Annotated in this window: 15 protein-coding genes and 1 pseudogene; 6 read left to right on the top strand and 10 right to left on the bottom strand. The window is 53.8% G+C overall.

Annotation, left to right across the window (positions count from 1 at the left end; all coding sequences use genetic code 11):
• Positions 1–125: 125 nt before the first annotated feature.
• Positions 126–572, bottom strand: a complete 447-nt coding sequence (locus tag HNO52_RS05270) for a hypothetical protein (RefSeq protein WP_197568140.1) — start codon at positions 570–572, stop codon at positions 126–128.
• A gap of 463 nt (positions 573–1,035) precedes the next feature.
• Between HNO52_RS05270 and HNO52_RS05265 the strand changes: the two genes are divergently transcribed.
• The 4 genes from HNO52_RS05265 (at position 1,036) to HNO52_RS05250 (ending at position 4,552) form a co-directional block, all read left to right on the top strand.
• Positions 1,036–1,986 (top strand): PDR/VanB family oxidoreductase, encoded by a 951-nt coding sequence (locus HNO52_RS05265; RefSeq protein WP_232090583.1) that lies wholly within the window; start codon positions 1,036–1,038, stop codon positions 1,984–1,986.
• A 28-nt stretch (positions 1,987–2,014) separates the two neighbouring features.
• Positions 2,015–3,196, top strand: a complete 1,182-nt coding sequence (locus HNO52_RS05260; protein WP_197568138.1) for a Gfo/Idh/MocA family oxidoreductase — start codon at positions 2,015–2,017, stop codon at positions 3,194–3,196.
• Positions 3,197–3,259: 63 nt separating this feature from the next.
• Positions 3,260–3,745 carry a MarR family winged helix-turn-helix transcriptional regulator gene (locus HNO52_RS05255; protein WP_197568137.1) on the top strand — a complete coding sequence of 162 codons (486 nt, stop codon included), beginning with the start codon at positions 3,260–3,262 and terminating at the stop codon, positions 3,743–3,745.
• A gap of 42 nt (positions 3,746–3,787) precedes the next feature.
• Positions 3,788–4,552, top strand: a complete 765-nt coding sequence (locus HNO52_RS05250; protein WP_197568136.1) for a class II aldolase/adducin family protein — start codon at positions 3,788–3,790, stop codon at positions 4,550–4,552.
• Between the two features lie 90 nt (positions 4,553–4,642).
• Here HNO52_RS05250 and nadC read toward each other — a convergent pair whose 3' ends face one another.
• From nadC to HNO52_RS05220, 6 genes are all read right to left on the bottom strand, one after another.
• Positions 4,643–5,476, bottom strand: coding sequence for a carboxylating nicotinate-nucleotide diphosphorylase (nadC, locus tag HNO52_RS05245; protein ID WP_332107662.1), 834 nt, complete (start codon positions 5,474–5,476; stop codon positions 4,643–4,645).
• Positions 5,477–5,521: 45 nt separating this feature from the next.
• Positions 5,522–6,418: an EamA family transporter gene (locus HNO52_RS05240; protein WP_197568135.1), complete on the bottom strand. Its 897-nt coding sequence runs from the start codon at positions 6,416–6,418 to the stop codon at positions 5,522–5,524.
• 81 nt (positions 6,419–6,499) lie between these two features.
• Entirely contained in the window at positions 6,500–8,416 is a 1,917-nt protein-coding gene (locus HNO52_RS05235) for a TRAP transporter permease (protein ID WP_197568134.1), read from the bottom strand.
• 34 nt (positions 8,417–8,450) lie between these two features.
• Positions 8,451–9,449: a TAXI family TRAP transporter solute-binding subunit gene (locus tag HNO52_RS05230; protein WP_197568133.1), complete on the bottom strand. Its 999-nt coding sequence runs from the start codon at positions 9,447–9,449 to the stop codon at positions 8,451–8,453.
• 100 nt (positions 9,450–9,549) lie between these two features.
• The gene (locus HNO52_RS05225; protein WP_197568132.1) at positions 9,550–10,542 is read right to left on the bottom strand and encodes an ABC transporter substrate-binding protein; all 993 of its coding nucleotides are present in this window, start codon (positions 10,540–10,542) and stop codon (positions 9,550–9,552) included.
• A gap of 87 nt (positions 10,543–10,629) precedes the next feature.
• Positions 10,630–11,937, bottom strand: coding sequence for a Rieske 2Fe-2S domain-containing protein (locus tag HNO52_RS05220; protein WP_197568131.1), 1,308 nt, complete (start codon positions 11,935–11,937; stop codon positions 10,630–10,632).
• 1,257 nt (positions 11,938–13,194) lie between these two features.
• On the opposite strand from HNO52_RS05220, the gene HNO52_RS05215 reads away from it, so the two are divergent.
• On the top strand, positions 13,195–15,144 hold the full coding sequence (locus HNO52_RS05215) for an FAD-binding monooxygenase (RefSeq protein WP_197568130.1): 1,950 nt from the start codon (positions 13,195–13,197) through the stop codon (positions 15,142–15,144).
• A 123-nt stretch (positions 15,145–15,267) separates the two neighbouring features.
• Complete coding sequence (locus HNO52_RS05210; protein ID WP_197568129.1) at positions 15,268–15,738, top strand: MarR family winged helix-turn-helix transcriptional regulator; 471 nt, start codon at positions 15,268–15,270, stop codon at positions 15,736–15,738.
• Positions 15,739–16,160: 422 nt separating this feature from the next.
• Here the strand turns inward: HNO52_RS05210 and HNO52_RS05205 are convergent, their stop codons facing one another.
• The 3 genes and pseudogenes from HNO52_RS05205 to HNO52_RS05195 form a co-directional block, all read right to left on the bottom strand.
• Entirely contained in the window at positions 16,161–17,153 is a 993-nt protein-coding gene (locus HNO52_RS05205; protein ID WP_197568128.1) for an IS30 family transposase, read from the bottom strand.
• A gap of 495 nt (positions 17,154–17,648) precedes the next feature.
• Positions 17,649–18,082, bottom strand: a pseudogene (locus HNO52_RS05200) (JAB domain-containing protein).
• A 69-nt stretch (positions 18,083–18,151) separates the two neighbouring features.
• Positions 18,152–18,415 carry a PDDEXK family nuclease gene (locus HNO52_RS05195; RefSeq protein WP_232090581.1) on the bottom strand — a complete coding sequence of 88 codons (264 nt, stop codon included), beginning with the start codon at positions 18,413–18,415 and terminating at the stop codon, positions 18,152–18,154.
• Positions 18,416–18,650: the final 235 nt, after the last annotated feature.

The following is an 18,650-nucleotide window of genomic DNA, read 5'->3' as shown; positions in this document are numbered from 1 at the left end:
TTGGTAGCGGACCTAAACCAAGGGGAAGGTCCTCGGAAATCGTTTAATACCGTGCAGTGGGATGGCGACCTGATCGGTAGCGATCATATTGCCTAGGCGCTCTCTTCATGCGCATGCATCTTTGACTACACCTTCACTTTATCATTACCGCATCTTTCAAAAATATCTGCGCTAGGGCAAAAACTTAGTGCCTCCGCTGTCGAGGCTCCAGAGCGCATGGACTTCCAGCAATCACCAACTACAGGACAGTGATTGCAAGCTGCCTCCAAGGCTTCAAGCTGGGATGGATCGGTGTCAATAAAGTCATTTCTCGCCACCCCAAACTGGCTCATCATCACCGGCAAAAGCATTTCGGCGGGCATCATACCCAAGCGCCCCCCATTATTAAGTTGCCTCACGATCTCACGCTCAAAACTAGCTTCAAAACTGAAGCCGGCATCTTGAATCATTTTCCGATAGGCTTCGGTAGACCCATCCTGCATATCAAGAACGACTTTCCTCAATGAGTGTTTATAAAAAAAATTCGAAACCCTATGCATCCCAGCCACCAAATAATCGATAGAGATGTTCATGATGTATTTCACTCCGGGTAGATGTTTCTATGAAAAGGACGCAACACACAATGCTTTTATATCTAACCATTATAGGATGAAATTTGCAGTTTTCTTTGACGCAAGTCATTTTTTTCACAATTAGAAAACGGCGAGACTAATCCCCCGAAAGTGTCCCTTTTCTGTCAACTGACAGAAACCCATGCTCAATCGTGGGTTTCGGTCCTTCAGTCTGTTTTGTTGGCATTTGATAGGTAGCCCATAACCAGTGGATCCTGCCCCCTCGTCTCTACACCTATATGATCAAAATATTTAGGAGGTTGGCAGCATGTCGAACGTAGCAGGCGCCACCCAACCCATGCGACTAAAGTCGCATCATATTGCCTTGCATTACTATCGAAAAAATACTTAGATATAGAAGTATATTCAGCCACTCGACAAGAAAGGTGGGTATCCTATGGCTAGCCCCTCCGATGAACTTCCCATGAGCGAACTGCTCGTCACCGCACTGGACGCGATCGCAGATGGCATCTACCGCATAGAGCTCATTGATCCCGATGGCAATGATCTACCAGAATTCACACCCGGCGCTCATGTGTGCGTCGAGACTCCCAGCGGGCAAGTGAGACATTACTCGCTGTGTAACGATCCCGACGAGCAGGATCGGTATGTCATTGCGGTCAAGCGCGAGGAGGATGGCACTGGCGGTTCGAGGAGCCTGGTTGACGATTCCCAAGTAGGCGATCGCCTAAAGGTATCAGCTCCGCACAACGACTTCTCACTAACAGGCAACCCTGCTCGCTACATATTTATCGCCGGTGGAATTGGCATCACACCGATTCTCTCGATGATTGTTCACCTGCAGGCAACGGGTGGCAAACCATTCAAGCTTTATTACTTAACGCGTGAGCCGTCCCAAACCGCATTTCTTGAGCAGCTCAGCGCCCCCGAGTACCGAGGCAAGGTGGTCATCCATCACGACCATGGCGATCCCGACAACTCCTATGACCTGTGGCCGATCCTTGAGCAGCCAAAAGGGGCCCACATCTACTGTTGCGGTCCTCGGGGACTAATGGAAGCGGTTCGCGACATGACCGGACACTGGACTTCCTCCAGTGTGCATTTCGAGGACTTCGGCGGGAGCCAGTCGGCCAGCGCAGCTGAAGATACACCTTTCACCGTACGCCTCCACAAAACCGGAGAGGCGATTCCGGTACCGGCAGGCGTATCTATCCTCGAGGCGTTGAGAGTGAACGGCCATCAAGTGCCCTACTCCTGTGAGAGTGGTACCTGCGGCTCCTGTCGAACCCGACTGTTGGAAGGTGAAGCAGAGCACCGTGATCTGGTTTTGTCAGAAGCCGAGCGACAGGATCACCTCATGGTTTGTGTCTCACGCGCCTATACGAAGGAACTGGTAATCGATCTAGCGGAATAATCCATTGCATCACCACGGAGTGCTCACAATGCCCGTACCTCGCTTGAAACTCGGCGTTGCCGGTCTAGGGCGTGGCTTCATGCTGCTCTTACCTACCCTCGCGGCCCATCCAGGTATTCGCTTAGTAGCCGCGGCCGATCCACGAGAGGATGCTCGCCGGCAGTTTAGAACCGATTTCGACGCGAGAACCTATGCCGAGGTCGCCGACCTGTGCGCCGACCCCGATGTTGAAGCGGTTTATGTCGCTACTCCTCATCAATTTCATCGCGAGCATGTCGAACTGGCAGCAGCACATGGCAAGCATGTCCTGGTCGAGAAGCCAATGGCGCTCTCAATCGAGGATTGCCACAGCATGATCGATGCCATGCGTCGCGCCGGATGCTGGCTGGTCGTCGGGCACAGCCATAGCTTTGATGCGCCCTATCTTAGAACTCGCGAGCTGATAGACAGCAAAGACTTCGGCGCGGTTCGCATGATCAGTGCACTTAATTACACGGACTTTCTCTACCGTCCCCGCCGTCCGGAAGAGCTGGATACCTCACAGGGTGGCGGTGTTGTTTTCAGCCAAGCAGCCCATCAGGTTGATATCGTGCGCCTGCTCGGTGGGGGGGACGTCAAAAGTGTACGGGCCGCCACTGGAAGCTGGGATCCAGCACGCCCCACGGAAGGCGCCTATAGTGCCCTACTCACCTTCAATAATGGTATCTTTGCCAGCATGACCTACAGCGGATTCGCACATTTCGATAGCGATGAATTTTGTGGTTGGTCAGGCGAACTAGGCCAAGCCCGAGATCCCGGGCAGTACGGCACCGCCAGGGCGAAGTTGGCGAAGATTCAGGGGCCTGAAGAAGAGGCCACTTTCAAGAATACCCGCACTTACGGTGCCGGCCTGTCCCTGGCCAATAGCCAGTTACAAGACGCGGCACACAATCATTTCGGCTTCATCCTCGTTTCCTGCGATGGCGCCGACCTTCGCCCCGTACCACAAGGGGTACAGGTCTATGCCCATACTCGACGCTACCTGGAAACTATACCGTCACCGAAGATCCCGAGACGTGAAGTCCTTGATGAACTGATAGGCGCCATACGCCATGATCGCAACCCCATTCACACCGGTGAGTGGGGCATGGCCACGATGGAAGTCTGTTTGGCGCTGCTGGAATCAGCAAGAGATGGCCGTGAAATCTCGCTATCTCACCAGCAAGCATGACTGAATTGGTGTTATAATGTTGTGTAGGAGTAGGGAAATATTGCTTTCTTGGAGAATTTCACAATGCCCCGTACTGATAACCGGGAAACGCAAACAGTACTTCGTCATTGGCAAGAGGATGTGCCGGACGATCGCCTAGCACACTTGATACGTGATGCTGGCCGAGTTCTGACAAAGAGCCTACAAACACGTTTGACGGAGCACTCGGTAAGTTTCGGTCACTGGTCATTCCTACGCATCCTCTGGGTAACGGAAGGTTTGACGCAACGCGAGCTCAGTGAACAGGCTGGCCTGATGGAGCCCACGACCTTTACCGCCCTGAAGGCGATGGAGGCAAAAGGGCTTATCGTCCGTCGACAACTCAATGGTAACCGTAAAAACATTCATATCTACCTTACGGAAAAAGGGCGTGATCTTAAGAAATCCCTAATTCCACTGGCTGAGGAAGTCAATGATATTGCTGTGCAGGGTGTCGAATGTGAAGACCTCCGTGTGACACGGCGCACCTTGCTCAAGATTATTAGCAACCTGGCCGAGGATAACGAATAGCTCCAGACCATCACCTAAATATTCACCACTCTTGGAATAGCGATGAATACCGATAATTCGACCTCCGTCACGATCTCCGAAACAAAAGAAGAACTATTGAGGGACTTGGTGGATGCCAATCATATCCTTTTTAATGAAGGCGTACTTGATGCCTTCGGACATGTCAGTATCCGACACCCGAAAAATACCGAACGGTTTATGCTGGCGCGCAACATGGCCCCCGGGCTCGTCACGTCGGACGATATCCTGACATTCGATCTTGATGGTACCCCTATCAATGCCGACGATCGGCCTGTCTATCTTGAGCGCTTCATTCATGGAGAGATCTACCGTGCACGACCGGATGTCATGGCGGTTGTGCATAGTCACTCGCCTTCCGTCGTCCCCTTCAGCGCTGTCAAGTCGACCCCCTTACGGCCAATGTGCCACATGAGCGGCTTTCTGGGTGCAGGTGCTCCAATCTTCGAGATCCGGGACTCGGCTGGCACGGCGACAGACCTGCTGATCCGGGATCGTGCGCTGGGGGCTTCACTTGCCGACTCCCTAGGAAACGACAATGTCGTGTTGATGCGCGGGCATGGCGCAACAGTTATCGGGCCAACCTTGAAGCAAGCAGTCTATCGAGCCATCTATGTTGAGGTGAATGCACGGCTTCAAGCTGATGCACTGCGCCTTGGCCCCATCGAATATCTCACACCCGAGGAGGCCAACTCAGCCAGGGAGGCGACCGAGGGGCAGGTGGAAAGGCCCTGGCAACTATGGAAAATGCGAGCCCGCCAGGCGCAGGCCCACTTTGGAAGAATTTGAGGCCTCGGTACATCGAAAAAATCTGCAACTGCCGACACCATGCTCAGTATCCGAGCGACGTCGGCAGTCCCCCTTTGGCCTCTCACCCTTTTACATCGATAGACGCATGGACAGATCGATCGCCTTCAGGTCCTTGGTCAGGGTGCCAAGGGAAATGTAATCGACCCCTGTCCTTGCGATATCGATCAAGGTGGTCTCGGTCACGCCTCCCGAGGCCTCGAGCGCCACGCCTCTTGCTGCCAACTTCACTGCCGTGCGTATATTCTCTACAGAGAAGTTGTCCAACATAATAATGTCCGGCCTCGCCTCAAGTGCTTGCTGGAATTCCTTTAGGTCTTCGACTTCCACTTCGATAGGCCTCGCGGGCACCAGACGCTTCGCTTGTTCTATCGCCTTCGCAATACCCCCACAAGCTGAAATATGATTCTCCTTGATAAGAAAAGCATCATACAATCCCATTCGATGACTATAGCAGCCTCCACAATATACCGCATATTTCTGAGCCAAACGTAATCCAGGTAGCGTCTTCCTAGTATCTAATAGCTTAGAAGCAGTACCTTCAATCAGCTTGCTAAAGAAATGGCTACGAGTTGCAGTACCCGAGAGTGTCTGCAGGTAATTGAGTGCCGTTCTTTCCCCTGTTAAAATTGACTTCGCATTTCCAGAAATATGACAAAGCTCTTGACCAACATCTACATGATCACCATCCGTGACGTACCAGACAACTTTTACCTCAGGATCAATCTGACAAAAAACCTCATTAACCCAATCAGCACCACAAACCACGGCTTTTTCCTTTGCTGTAATAACAGCCTTGCCAATACAATCACCCGGCACTAACTCAGAGGTGACGTCACCACTACCAATATCCTCCTCCAACGCAGCGGCCACATTATTTTTCATGTCACTTTCTAGTCTTTTCATATCCATCTCATACATAAATATAACCCACCTGCAAGGTTTACGTTATTAACTCATACCAAATGATACAATGAGTACCACACCCAATACGGTGAAAATGGTGCCGAGAACAACCCATCTATTTAAGACCTCTTCGTTTCTCATGTATAGACCTGTAACAAGCAACACAAAAAAAGGTGTAGTCGAAGCCAAGGGGGCAACAACGGAAACTTTACCTACTTGCAGAGCCATATATAGAAACACAGGACCCAGGCTCGAAAACACGCCTGCGCCTACAAACTTTATAAACTCATGGGACTTACATGTGAAAACACCTGAAGGCCTAAAAATCACCAGATATATAGCGAATAACAGCCAAGATGTTGAGGTCGTCACCGCTGCCGCAGTGACTGCGTCCGACCCCATATCGATCCCTAATTTTCTAAATAAAACAGACACTCCATAAGCCAAGGATGCTGCCAAAGGCAATAACAAAAATTTGTACGGAGTACCAGTACAAACCATCGTTCCCCGTCCGCCCTGAAAGCCAAGAAGTATACCTCCACCTAGCACCAGAAAAATTCCGTAAAGAGCTCCTCTACCAAGACTTTCATCCAAGAAAATAACTGATAATAGCACCGTAAAAATCGGATGTGTCAATGTAATAGGCGTGGTAATGTTAGCGCCCAATTTTGCCATGCCCTGAAACTGAAACATTCGCCCAAGCAAAGGCGCAAAAATACCAGCGAGAACGAAATACTGCCACTCCGGTGAAGGCGAGATAATACCATTCTCCCTTAGCAGACTCCATGACCAGAGAAAGCCCACGTTAGTGCTGAGGGTAACCCATATAGCAGCTAGAGATGATGATGCTTGACCAGCCATCTTGATGAGAAAAAATGTGCTAGCGAACATCAGTGACGATGCCAGAGACAGCAGGATAGGTAAGGATTGCGAACTGGCCACCTTGACCTCGCAGAAAACAGAAAAAAAAGACAGGGTATAACTTCCTCCCCTGTCTCCATGAAGTTATGAACGCAAAAAAATTCAACCCATGCTCGGACCTTTATTTTGCAAGCGCAAATGAGGCGTGGCGGCTATTGCCAAGCCGAGACATACCAAAGCCAGTATTACTGCCCACCAACTAGGGGCGATGAACAGCAACCCTGCCAGCCCGAAGCCTAGCCTCGGCATTGTGCTAAACGGCCCGCGCCAGTACCCTTCCACTGCGATACTCAGAAGTAGTACACCGATTATTGCGGTGATACAGCTCAAAGCAATCTCTGTCCAAGTACCGACCATCAGCAGTCCTTCACCATACACGAAGGCAAAGGGCACGATGAACGCTGTAATGGCCAACCTCACGGCCCCAGTGGCAATCTCTAGGGGCTTCGCGTCTGCGATGGCCGATGCGGCGAAGGCGGCCACAGCCACCGGGGGGGTCATGGCCGAGAGCACGGCAAAGTAAAGGATAAACATATTGGTCTGGAGGACGCTGAAGTCTAAGCCCAGCAAGGTGGGTCCCACTAAAACGGCGGCCAAGATGAAGGCCGAGGGAGTCGGCATGCCCATGCCCAAGATAATCGCCAGTACGGCAGAGATGACCAGTGCCAGAAAAGCGGTATCTCCAGCCAGCAGGTAGACGAGATCGGCAAACTTGCCGCCCAGGCCCGTCATGGAGATTCCTCCAATCACCAGACCCGCCGCTGCGCAGGCTGCGACGACGGAGACCATGCGTAGCGTAGTGACGGCCAAGGCATCCCAAATTGCCTTAGGCCCCATCCGGGTCGAACTGCGGACCGCCGATACAATCAATACCACCGCAGTAGCAAGCGCCGCGACAAAGGTCGGGGAATACCCCAACAACAGAGCCACCGATAACGCGACAAGCGGTAGAATAAACAGGCCGCCGTTCTTGAGAGTCGCCTTCAGGGGGGGAGTTTCCTCCTTTGACAGTCCACGCAGTCCCAGTTTCTGGGAGCGTAAATGCACCTGCGCATATACGCAAAGGAAATAGAGCAGTGCGGGAATGATACCGGCAATGGCGATATTGCGATACTCGATACCCGTATACTCCGCCATGATGAAAGCTGCAGATCCCATGACCGGGGGCAGCAGACTTCCACCGGTTGAGGCAGCCACTTCTACGCTACCGGATAGTGGCTTACTATATCCGAGGCGCTGCATGATCGGGATAGTAACGGAGCCCGTTGTGACGACGTCCGAGGTTGGGCTCCCTGACATGGTACCGTAAAGTGCCGAGGAAATGACGGCAATTTTAGCCGGCCCCCCGGTTCTACGGCCGGCAACCGCAGAGGCCAGATTATAGAAGAAGTCGGCACCACCCGCCTTGGACAGAAAGGTTCCGAACATTACAAACAGGAAGGCATAGGTCGCTGCGACGCGAAGTGGCACCCCGAACAGACCATCCGATGTAAACATCATAATATCGAGAAAGTGGTTGTAGCTGACCTCCCGAAAACCAAGTGCTCCCGGTAAGTCGTGCCCCCAAAGATTATAGACGACAAAGACCAGGACGACGCTGGTCAGGCCAAAGCCAACCGTACGTCTTGTTGCCTCGATGGTCAGTACTAGGAGCACGCTGGCGGCCAGCAAGTCAAAGGTCTCAAGAGGGAACAGCAAAGTGATGCGCTCAACGATCCGCTGACTTTCCATTAGAAAATAGAGGCCTACAACGATACTCGCCACGACAAGACACCAGTCGAACACGCTAGGGCGGTCCTGACGCCCCTCTGGCCCAGCGCTCACATTAAGAAACAGTAAGGCCAGCATGGCGGAAAGGAAAACGACCATCATTGCATATAGGTCCACATACACAATCGTCGTCGTATAGATGACGGCCAGCGCTACGAGGGCAGCGCATCCATGCACTGCCATTCCCAGCTTGCCCGTGAGAGTTCGCTTGGCACCGGTTCCCGTTACATTCGAGAAGAACTGATTCATTGACAAACCTCTGAGCAGAAATACTCTTTGCCGATTAGCGGAGTCCGACTTCCTTGAGGTAACGCTCGGCGCCATCGTGGTAGGGCACAACCTCGACATTCGCCATTATTTCCGGAGTCAAGCTTTCCATAGCAGGATGAACGCCAGAAATCTTTTCATAGTTTTCATAAAGGGCCTTTGTGAGGTTATAGGCCATGGCTTCGTCCATATCGCTTCGCACAGCCAATGTAGCGCTGATCGACACAGTTGGCGTTTCATCCGGCGCCCACTCGTAGGCTCCCCCAGGAATCGTGAATGCGTTGGTTCCCGTCTTCTCTGTGACCTCCTGTATGACGTCCTCGGACAAGGGCAACAGATTCACATCGACACTTGATGCCGCCTGCATTATCGAACTTTGTCCCACGAACAGGCTATTCAGGAACATGTCGATACGACGGTCCTGAATCAGGCCAGATTGCTCGCTGGAAGCGGCATAGATAATGTCACCTCCCCAGCTCTTGATTTCCTCGGGTCCTGCACCGATGGCCTCCAACATGGCTTCAGCAACACTCGATGCAATATTACCGCGTTTGTTTATGGCAATGGTGATCGGCGGCTTAACTTCGGCAATATCCTCGAAGCTTGAAATACCATGTTTTTCGGCAAACTCCTCCCTTATAACAGCTTGCATCGGCGCCCAAGTGTAGAGGTAAGATAGTACCCGGATATCATCATTGACAGCTTCTCGGAAAGGGTCTTCCCCATCACGAGCCAGCTGCAGCACGGCATCTTCTACAATTCCCAAGCTAGCGTCACCGCGTTGCAACACAGCCACATTGGCGATGCCACCCCCTGAGGTCTGATAGGTCACCGTCGAACCGGAATATTCTGCTTTCAGGGCACTATCCAAGCCAGCACCGAGCAACGACCACAGTCCTCCTGGCGAGGCTCCGGCCACAGTAAGATTGTATTCTTGGGCAGATGCAGCATTCATCATCAATCCAGGAACGACAAGGGCCATGGCCATCACGGAATTCTTGATTGATACTTTCATTTATTCACCTCTTGTACTGGCGTCAACATTGGTTATACGGGGCTTCGTTTATTTTTGTAAGGTGTCGCTGTGCGACGGATATTTCCATCCCAAGGTCCGGTCAGATCTTGAAGCTTTCCAGCGTAGCGGGATGAAACAGTTCCTCCGGCTTCACGAGACGCCTAGACAGTCCTTCCGCATGGTGTTGCTCGAGAAATCGCTCCAGGGTTTGTCGATTGGTAGCAAAGCCATATGACCAGAAATCCTCACCCATCAGGCGCCGGGCGGCCTGAAGCTGGTCCTCGATGAAGGGCAGTGTCACCTTAGTTGCCGAGGTATCACTGAGCTTCGCTAGTGCCTTAGCCTTGGATTGTTCGAAAGCCTTGTAAACGGAGAACGGTAGCCATGGATGGCGGTCAACAAGCGTCTTGCGAATGCCCAGCAGATGCATGATGGGGAAGATGCCTGTTCTCCGATACCAGTCCGAGGCTGCCATTTGAGGATCACGGTAAAGGTAATCCACATGAGGATGCCCCTGCGTGAAACAGGACGGAGCTCGCGGTCCCATTACTGCATCCAATTCGCCCGTGGCGAGCATGCCGGATAGCGTTTCCCCTTCCGGAATGTTTTCCACGCGGACTCCTTCGGGGAGATTGAGGTTGATCTTCTCGACCCGACCTGGCTCCTCGTAGCCGCCACGCATCCAAGTCATATCTCGTGGCTGGAGGCCATGGTCCTCCTCAAGGAACAAGCGGGCCCAGACATTGGCGGTCAATTGATATTCAGGAACACCAATACGCTTACCCTGCAGGTCTGCTGGCGTTTCGATGCCGCGATCGGTCCGTATGTAAATAGAAGTATGCCGAAACGCGCGAGAGGGAAAGACGGGTACCCCAACATAGGGACAATTATCCTCTGCTGTTTTCACTGTGTAACTACTCAGCGAGAGTTCCGTGATATCGAAATCGGCATGCCGAAAGGCGCGAAAGAAGATCTCCTCCGGGTCATGTAGCAGGAACACGGGCTCCACACCATCTATCTGCACCTCTCCATCTATCAGTGGCCTCACGCGGTCGTAGTTGCCGACGGCAACCGAAAGTTCCAATTTTTTCATCAGGGCTCCTGTTTTCTTATCTGTGAGTCGGGATGTTCAGCAACATAAATGGTTTTATCCTTGACTCAACGTATCGACTACCTACCATCAGGAGTGCTGCGGCTCACTTTCATACAATTCTGCCTCTTCGGGAGCGGTACCCAATTGACGCCAATCCTCTTCTTTAGGGACAATTCCCTGGAAGGATTTGAGCTTGTAATACGGAATTCGTGGCTCTTTGGTGCCAATAGCCGACCCTCCTTGTTGTATTGTCTTGGCGGCCTGCACCATTTGGCGACGGAATTCGACTATCGCCAAGTCACTCGCTCCGAGACGATCGTGCGTCCGATCGGCAATCGGCCCCATGGTTTCCCACATCGCGATATCTTGGTTGGGAATGCCCTTGATTCCGGTGAAACTAGTACCAAGCTGCATGATGCGGCGATCCTGCCAGTAGTTGTTTTCACGGGTGCGGAACTTTCGAAAATGCTTGTCCACATCTATGCCAATCTGGGTGCCAAGGAACTTACGCCAGGACTCGGTATCAGGCGTAGTGCTCGCGTCGCCCCAGGCAATGAAGTGGAACGCGGTGTGCGTGTCGTCGATGGGCACGTGCAGAATCGCGATATCGTAGAGGTTGTTCGGTGGAATCTGAACGGTGTAGGGCGCGATGAACAATGTGGTGCGCACGTAATCATGCGTCTTTGCATCTTTAATCGGACGACGTATCGCGGCGTAGCGGAAGCCGAACGGCGTGGGCTGCACCTGAAGACGCGGTGCCTTGTCCGTGGATGGACGCAGCCAGAGCTTGTCGGTTGCCTCGGCGCCATCCTTGCGGGCTGGCACCATGTCGGTGGAATGCAGGCTTGAGGAGTGAGCCGAGTCTATAGCGCCTTCAAGGATCTGGGCCCAATTGCAATCGACAATTACTTTGGAGATGGATATCTTGGTTTCCGGCGTCGGCTGAAACACAGGCGGCATAAACTCCGGCTGCTCCTCGGGTGGCCCCATGTAAACCCAGACAAAACCGGCCGCCTCGTGGGTGGGGTACGCCTTGTGCTTGACCTTCTCGGTCAGCTTCGATTCCGGCGGCTCGGAGGCCATCTCGAGGACATTGCCCTCGACGTCCATCTTCCAGCCATGGTACAGGCAGCGCAGACCGCACTCCTCGTTACGCCCCAGCACCAGCGACGCACGCCGATGAGGGCACATCTCGTCTAGTACTCCCACGCGCCCTTCGGTATCGCGAAAGGCCACCAGATCCTCACCGAGCAGTCGAACCCGTATCGGATCACCGTCTGGCTCCTCGACTTCCTCGGATAGGCAAGCGGGCAGCCAGTGACGACGCATGATTTGCCCCATAGGGGCATGACCTTCAACACGGCACAGCAAGTCATTCTCTTCTTGTGTCAGCATAAGGCACGGTCTCCAAGGGTTAGGGAGCTACACGATCAGCTCTCGCCGATATACTTAGATATCTAACTTCAATGCCTAACCATAGCGCCTCAAGCGGCCATGTCAAACAGACTAAAGTCGCATACTGGGTGTATCGGGTACTCTAAAACTGACGTGCCCCACCTCCGCCAAGCTGCACATCGCTCGCCTAAGCAACCTTTCGGAGCACGGCTGCACGATTTAATGGCGCTATGAGGTGAAGGGAAAATAATTAGACTCACATGGCAGAGCTGTCATCTCTCAACGAACTATGACAGGGGAGCAACCTCGATCGGTTAACCAAATTCGGCACGAATGCGGGCAACTTCTCGAGGTTTCAGCCAGGCAATGTTCCATGCCGACTTTCTGCAGCTAGTATCGCAGGTTGAAGATCACGCCGCCTGGGATCTGATGCACGTAAGACTTCTCGTCATACTCGACAGGCGCACCGATCGCCAAGCCCTCGCGATAAGCGACCGCGGTGAGTTAATCTGTCGCTTTGGTCAGACTCGCCTCGTCGACGACGCAGCCGTTGCCAAGCGAGCGGATATTGCTCGCGAAGTTGTACACCCGAAGGATGAGACGAGCCTTTGGCCAGCGGTGGCATCGCTGTATGCACGTAATGAGACCCGTGCTTGACCGACTCCATGGCGTTTAGTGGACCGAGCCTTTTGTGGCAGCGGCCAAGAACACGATAACTATGACGCCAGCGACACTGGAGGACGTGAACTCCGGCTTTTCCTCGGTTCGGCCCATGAAGCACCCACACGACACCCGACGCTTTATTAGGGGCCGGATAGATCTTTTGCTTGCCCTGCTCGTTCAGATTCGATTACTTCGGCTCGGAGGCCATTTCGAGGACATTGCCCTTGACGTCCATCTTCCAGCCATGGTACAGGCAGCGCATACCGCACTCCTCGTTACGTCACAGCACCAGCGACGTGCGCCGATGAGGGTATATCTCCCCAACACCTTGGCACCTCTCAGTATTGCGGAAGTCCTCAATGCCCTTTCACAACAGACGTATACCTGTCGGATCGCCATCCAGCACTTCAATCTTGATGACGAAGAGCGATAGCCAAATCGACGAAGGTCGAATACGCCTGGGCTAGCCCTGATACCTAGCAGAGCGGTTCCGCTGAGCTGCAGTAGCAAAAAGTCGTATTGCGAATAGCGGACAAAGCTATAGCGTAATAAGCACAATAGTGATTAAATTTCCCGTAACCCGTCGAGGCCTCTATGCAATTTCATCTCAACGGAGTCCAGACTGGCGACCCGACCGTCCACGCGCCTGTCGGTGAGCTTAAAAATACCTATACCCTGCCCGAGGAAGTCGATGTGCTGATCGTCGGCTGCGGTCCGGCTGGTCTGACCTTGGCGGCCCAACTATCGGCGTTCCCCGAAATCAGGACGCGCATCGTCGAGCAAAAGGACGGCCCGCTGAAGCTCGGCCAGGCCGATGGCATCGCCTGCCGCACCATGGAGATGTTTAATGCCTTCGGCTTCGTCGATAAGGTTCTCAATGAAGCCTGCTGGATCAACGAGACAGTATTCTGGAAGCCGGATGAGGCAAACCGCAAGAACATCATGCGCCATGGCCGTACACAGGACACCGAGGACGATCTCTCCGAATTCCCTCACACAGTGCTCAACCAGGCCCGGGTACACGACTTCTATTTGGAGCTGATGCGTAAATCTCCTACCCAGTTGGAACCCGACTACTCCCGCCGCGTAATTGATGTGGCGATCGACCACATCAAATCGCAAGCGGCCACCCTACACGCTGAGGACTACCCGATAACTGTTACACTAGAGCGGATCGACCCTGCTCATGAGGGCGAGGTGGAAAACGTGAGGGCTCGTTATGTGGTGGGCTGCGACGGCGCACGCAGCGCGGTGCGCAAGTCCCTGGGACGCTCCCTGCAGGGCGATTCCGCCAACCAGGCCTGGGGCGTGATGGATGTGCTGGCAGTCACCGACTTCCCAGACATCCGCATGAAGGCGGCGATACACTCCGGCAATGCTGGAAACGTCCTGATCATACCGCGGGAAGGCGGCTACCTGACGCGTTTGTACATCGAATTAGATAAACTTAATGAATGCGAGCGCGTCGCCAGCCGCAACATCACCACCGACCAGCTGGTGGCCGCGGCGCAGCGCATCCTGCACCCTTATACCTTAGACGTGAAGGAAATCGCTTGGTGGTCAGTTTACGAGATCGGTCAGCGCCTCTGCGACAAGTTCGACGATGTGCCTGCCGAGGAAGCTGACAAGCGATTCCCGCATGTCTTTATCGCTGGAGACGCCTGTCACACCCATAGCCCAAAGGCGGGCCAGGGCATGAACGTCTCCATGCGCGACACCTTCAATCTAGGGTGGAAACTGGCTTCGGTGCTGCAAGGAAAATGCACACCGGAGATCTTGCACACCTATACCACCGAGCGCCAGACCGTGGCCAAGGAGCTGATCGACTTCGATCGAGAATTCGCCAAGATGTTCAGTGCCCCACCCAAGGGTTCTCCAGAGGACAAGGGTGACGGTGTGGACCCCAAAGAGTTTCAAAAGTACTTCATCAAACAGGGGCGCTTCACCGCCGGCACAGCCATTCAGTACTCACCCTCACTGATCTCCGCCGACCCGACCCACCAGCACCTAGCAAGCGGTCTTGGAATTGGCACACGTTTCCATTCTGCACCCGTTGTGCGGCTGGCGGATGCCAAGCCCATGCATCTAGGTCACACAGTGACAGCAGATGGTCGCTGGCGACTGTTCGCATTCGCGGGTGCCAGCGACCCCACCGCGCCGGAGTCAGGCCTCAGTCGGCTGTGCCGGTTTTTGAGTGAATCACCCGACTCACCGGTGCGTAGGTTCACACCTGCATGCGACGACATCGACTCGGTGTTCGACCTGCGCGCCATTTGCCAACAGGGATTCCGCGAGCTCTCTCTGGATGACTTCCCTCAGATGCTCTGGCCTCGAAAGGGACGCTACGGCCTCCATGATTATGAAAAGGTGTTCTGCCCCGATCTTAAGAACGACCAAGACATTTTCGACTTGCGCGGAGTCGACCGGGAGAGCGGCTGTCTGGTGATCGTGCGGCCTGACCAGCATATTGCTCATGTCTTGCCCCTACAGGCTCATGACGAACTAGCTATATTTTTTGATCGTTTCATGATCGATGTAGAATAAATCTAAGCCTTCAATTTTTGCATACAACTATGCGATTTTTTCCATTTCGACAAAGATATATTACATTTCGTAAACCGTGTCGCATTGGCCACGAAATATGTCCAACATAGAGAACAAGATGCCATGGCTAGCAATCCCTTATCACAAGCCAACACAATGCCAGGAAACCTGCTGAGGCGTTGCCATCAAATAAGCGTGGCAATTTTCCTACGCCAATGCGAGGCACATAACCTGACCCAGCTACAATATGTTACGCTAGCCGCATTGGAAGAGCTGGGTCCAGTTGACCAAATTACTTTGGGAAGCCACACCGCCCTAGACCGCAACACAGTAGCCGTTGTGGTTAAAAAGCTAGAGGAACGCGGCTTATTGATCCGGCAACGCAGTCAAGCGGATTTGCGCTCTAAGCAGGTTTCTCTGACTGAAGAAGGCAGGCGTCTTCGTCGTTCCGCCGAACCTGCCGTGGCGAACGTTCAAGAAGAATTACTTTTTCCACTAAGTGAAAATGAAAAGAAAACACTGTGTAAACTACTGCAGAAACTAGCCACGGAAAATAACCACCTTAGCCGCGTACCGATTCGTAAGCCATGTTGAACAGTAGTAGGTAAATCCATCACCCCTCGCAGATAAATAGCCGTTCGATTTTCCATTACTGAGGCAGAAGCTCTTCGAGCTGGCTGGCCTTCTCTGTCGGCAGGGGAACCAGCACGTATGTTCTGGCCATGCGCTGATGGCAGAATTTGCGGTCGGACATGAACCAACAAGTACATGAGCGCGGTGGATTTTGAATCCGTATTTAGATAACTACAGGCCGCGCTTGCCACGGGCTTTTGTTTTAATAACCAATCCATTATCAGTTTTTACTTGCCATGGAAATCGAAATGTCAGACTGCTCACAGCGCGACCTGATGCGAGACTTCGCCAAACATCTCCAATCCGATGCTGAATATTAGGTCATGGTATTCCAGCACAAGACAGAAGATGACGTGCAAACGGCTTTTGTGCATTTCCTGAATTCAAGCAATAAGCGCAGCACCTGCGGTATTCAGGGCTCCTGAGTATTCTCCCTGGAACACCTGTGCCGGTGTACGATAGCCGAGACGCTTTCGGGGGCGGTCATTCAGCTTCTTGATCACCTTCCTGAGCTCGGCATCAGTGACCTGTCGGAAGTCCGTTCCCTTGGGGAAGTACTGCCGTATCAGCCCATTGGTATTCTCGTTGCTCCCTCGCTGGCCGGAGCAGTAGGGGTCACAAAAGTAGGTCGCGGCGGTCACCGCCTCGGCCACGGCTTGGTGACCAGCGAACTCCGAGCCATTGTCCAGGGTGATGGTCTGCACCGCTCCTCGGCGAGGTTTCAGCAGGCGGATCATGGCCGCTTGTGTCAGCTCCGCCGATATCCTGGGCAGCCGTGCTGCCAGCAGGTAGCCGCTGCGGCGCTCTACCAGCGTGACCAGTCCCGATTGCTTGTGCCCATGGATCACGGTATCCCCTTCCCAGTGGCCGATGAAATGCCGGTCATTGGCCTCAGCCGGGCGGTACTCGATGCCTACCCGGTTGGGAATCTTGCCCAGCCCTGCGCTCTTGGCCTGGGCTCGGTGCTTGCTGCGCCGTTTGGGCTGACGGAGATACCGCCAGAGATCGCCACCCTGCGCCTTGTCATCCCAGATCACGGAGTAGATCCACTGATGACTGACGCCGACGCCTGCCAAGGGCGCCATGAAGCCGCTGATCTGCTGTGGGCTCCACTCCTCACGCAGCCGGCCGACAACGGCGGCAATCATGCTCGGCAAGCGCTTCGTCCACTTCCAGGCTGTACGGCGCCGGTGATCACTCAGGGCCTGGGCCTGCTCGGGATCGTAGCCACCGGAGGTGGTGTTGCGGCGCAGCTCACGACTGATCGTGCTGCTGTGGAGGCCCAGCTCCCTGCCGATCTGCCGCTGGCTCATACCCAAGTCATAGCGGGCGTGGATCTGGTATCGTTGGGTCTGGGTCAGCTGTCGGTATCCCATGCTCTGCTTCACTTTGGTCGGTAAAGCAGGGAGGGTACCGGCGCTGGCCCTCCTGCCTCCACCGTAGTGTCCAAAGTGCTGCGGTTATTCTATGAATCCAGGAAATTCAGCTCGGTCACAATCTACCTCATTGAGAATTCTGTCTCGACAATACCATGCATGAATTCTATCCGTGCGGGTGACCCCTGAGAACCCCGAGCTCGTCAACCATAAGCATAAGCCACTGATTATAATGAACACGCTTTTAAAATTTCCCCTCCACGAGTTATGAGGCAGGTGCCGGTAGGCCAAACGCCTCGAAAAGGTCGCTGCTCCATGCCGAAGTAGTCGCCGGTGATCGGCGCCTCGGCGATGATGACTCCGGAGAGCTGGTTGACAAGGGAGACCGAATGGTTTGGCCATCTACCATGTAGCGGAGAAAAAAAGGTCCACCAGCATGCCGGTGCAACCCCTCAGGAGTAGCACCGGCATTATATTGCGTTCAGGTTCAGGCCGTTACAGACTCCCCGTCTCGGCCAACGACACGCAGCCTTCGCTCCCCACCACGATATGATCGATGACGCGGATGTCCACTAACCCAAGCACGTCCTTCAGTCGCTGTGTAATACGCCGGTCCGCATCGCTGGGGTCGGGGTCGCCACTTGATTGTGGACCAGAATCACGGCGGCAGCATTGTTGGCCAGGGCCAGCTTGACCAACTCGCGTGGATAGACGCTGGCCGAGTCGATAGTGCCGCGGAACAACTCCTCGAAGCATATGACGCGATGTTGGCTATCGAGGAAGATGGCACTGAACACCTCGTGCTCGTAGTCCTGCAGCAGGATCTGCAGGTACTCGAAAGCTAGCGCTGGCTGGGTGATCTTGCGCCACTTAGCCAGGCGGCGACGGGCGAAGGCCTTGGCGATGCTCAAGAGCTCCGCTTCGGTCACCGTGTCGGTGATACGGTAGGTGCCGGCGAGACCGCCGGCACTCAGCTAACGACTGTACATGGCCGCCCCTCAGGCCGCCATAACCATGGCCATACGGCGCTCAATTTCTTCGTAGAACGCCTCGACCCGCTCCGCGATGTAGCGAATCTTCGCCTCATCCCGATAGGCCCGCTTCACAAAGAGCGGCATGCCGGGCCAGTAGCTGACGAAGTCGATCCACTCTCGCTCGCTGACCCACAGGCCGCCCTGGCACTGCGCCACGTGCTCCTGGGGCAGCTCATCGGCCAGGAGCAGCTCGATCTGGTACTTGGGCAACTTGGTCTTGACCTCCACCAGGCCGTGGCCGTCACTTCCACAGCTAAAGTTTTATCGCTTGCGGCCGATAGGCTTTCAGCTACCGTTAACTACCAGAGAAATCAATATCACCCTTGCCCAAACATGCTGCCCAAACCCTCACATCGGAAAAATATATATTAAATATCAAATAGTTGCATGCTTTTCTTGACTTATGATTGATTTCGTTGATTAGCCTTCTGAATTCCTGCACTATTGAACTGAGTTTTCTAAG

The sequence above is a fragment of the Halomonas sp. MCCC 1A13316 genome (assembly GCF_014931605.1).
GTDB lineage: Bacteria > Pseudomonadota > Gammaproteobacteria > Pseudomonadales > Halomonadaceae > Halomonas.
The sequence above is the reverse complement of the archived record's forward strand: the minus strand, read 5'-3'. Positions and strand labels throughout refer to the sequence as shown.

Excerpts from the sequence above, each read along its gene's own strand:
- HNO52_RS05250 (WP_197568136.1), top strand. The coding sequence starts at position 3,788 with ATGAATACCGATAATTCGACCTCCGTCACGATCTCCGAAACAAAAGAA.
- HNO52_RS05230 (WP_197568133.1), bottom strand. The coding sequence starts at position 9,449 with ATGAAAGTATCAATCAAGAATTCCGTGATGGCCATGGCCCTTGTCGTT.
- HNO52_RS05225 (WP_197568132.1), bottom strand. The coding sequence starts at position 10,542 with ATGAAAAAATTGGAACTTTCGGTTGCCGTCGGCAACTACGACCGCGTG.
- HNO52_RS05260 (WP_197568138.1), top strand. The coding sequence starts at position 2,015 with ATGCCCGTACCTCGCTTGAAACTCGGCGTTGCCGGTCTAGGGCGTGGC.
- HNO52_RS05255 (WP_197568137.1), top strand. The coding sequence starts at position 3,260 with ATGCCCCGTACTGATAACCGGGAAACGCAAACAGTACTTCGTCATTGG.
- HNO52_RS05235 (WP_197568134.1), bottom strand. The coding sequence starts at position 8,416 with ATGAATCAGTTCTTCTCGAATGTAACGGGAACCGGTGCCAAGCGAACT.
- HNO52_RS05210 (WP_197568129.1), top strand. The coding sequence starts at position 15,268 with ATGGCTAGCAATCCCTTATCACAAGCCAACACAATGCCAGGAAACCTG.
- HNO52_RS05220 (WP_197568131.1), bottom strand. The coding sequence starts at position 11,937 with ATGCTGACACAAGAAGAGAATGACTTGCTGTGCCGTGTTGAAGGTCAT.
- HNO52_RS05205 (WP_197568128.1), bottom strand. The coding sequence starts at position 17,153 with ATGGGATACCGACAGCTGACCCAGACCCAACGATACCAGATCCACGCC.
- HNO52_RS05270 (WP_197568140.1), bottom strand. The coding sequence starts at position 572 with ATGAACATCTCTATCGATTATTTGGTGGCTGGGATGCATAGGGTTTCG.
- HNO52_RS05265 (WP_232090583.1), top strand. The coding sequence starts at position 1,036 with ATGAGCGAACTGCTCGTCACCGCACTGGACGCGATCGCAGATGGCATC.
- nadC (WP_332107662.1), bottom strand. The coding sequence starts at position 5,476 with ATGAAAAGACTAGAAAGTGACATGAAAAATAATGTGGCCGCTGCGTTG.
- HNO52_RS05215 (WP_197568130.1), top strand. The coding sequence starts at position 13,195 with ATGCAATTTCATCTCAACGGAGTCCAGACTGGCGACCCGACCGTCCAC.